Here is a 1,188-nt window from a genome sequence, read left to right on the forward strand (position 1 = left end):
TTCACGCCGCGATGTGAACCGTCCATGATCACCCCGACTTCCTTTCCCCCTCGCCTTGTCGGCACCATAAAACACAGTTACAGGTCGAGGTAATTACTCGCCCTCCACCAAGCCCATGTTGCCTCGCCGCTGCTTTTGATGCGGCTGCGAGGTAATGCGATACGGCCGCTCCGCAAACTACTCCCAAGTCAAATACCGCCGGGTGGCTAGCGAGGAGAGCTACTAATCTCTACGTTCGGAGCGAGTTCTCTGGCCGGCGACAGACGCCACAGCGAAGCTGAATAGGCCTCGACGCGGACGGGATCACTCGCCGACCTCCGGCTTCTCCTGGCGCTCGCAACATTTTCGTCTGCCCGTTTCTATACAGAGAAGGTTTGAGTACTCCATGCAAAACTACGGCCGCGACATCGTCGTCTCTACATTCGACTGGACCAATCCTTCTAAGGATGGCCTTCACCGCCGCACGATCGTGAAGGGCGCCGCCTGGACAGTGCCGGTTGTGGCTGTCGCCATGGCTACGCCAGTCGCTGCTGCGTCGAAAATGCCGACGCTGAAGTTCACGCAGGCGTCTTACAGCGGAACCGCTTGTGGCACCATCACCGGCGTGCAGGTCAAGCGCACCTCTGACGGAACCACTGCCGAAGCCGGCAAGATCATCACCGTGACGCTTAAGGACGGTTACAAGTTCAAAGACAGCTCGACGACCTATACCGCCACGACCGGCACGGACGGCACCATTACCCTTCCGGACATCACCGTCCCGGCCACAGGTGGCGACAGCACCTTTAACGCGATGTCCAACGCTCTCAGCGCGTCAGCGCCAGTTAGTGCAACGAAAGTTACGAGCCTCGCCAAGGCTCAGCAATACGGTAGTGCCACCGCATCCACAACTTATAAAGCACCTCAAGGAGACGGACTCACGGCAGTCGGCTACGGAACCTTCCTTAATACTGCCGGCGACCTTTTTCACAACGAGACTAAGCAGGCCACCGGAGTCACCTCCGCGGTCGCGGAGAACAACGGCACCTATGACACGGTCACTTACGTCGAGAACGGTGTAGCCAAGGCGCAGCAATACGGGTCGGCTACGACCATCACGACCTACAAGGCACCGACAGGAGCCGGCCTTAAAGCCGTCGGTTATGCAACCTTCCTGAACGACGCCGGTACCCTCTGGCACAACGAAGT

1 pseudogene is annotated in these 1,188 nt (G+C 58.7%); it reads left to right on the top strand.

Annotated features, from left to right (window positions below):
• Nucleotides 1–385: 385 nt before the first annotated feature.
• A pseudogene (locus HRF29_RS14575) lies at nt 386–1,188 on the top strand (hypothetical protein); the annotation flags it as partial.

The sequence above is a fragment of the Rathayibacter agropyri genome (genome assembly GCF_013249015.1).
GTDB lineage: Bacteria > Actinomycetota > Actinomycetes > Actinomycetales > Microbacteriaceae > Rathayibacter > Rathayibacter agropyri.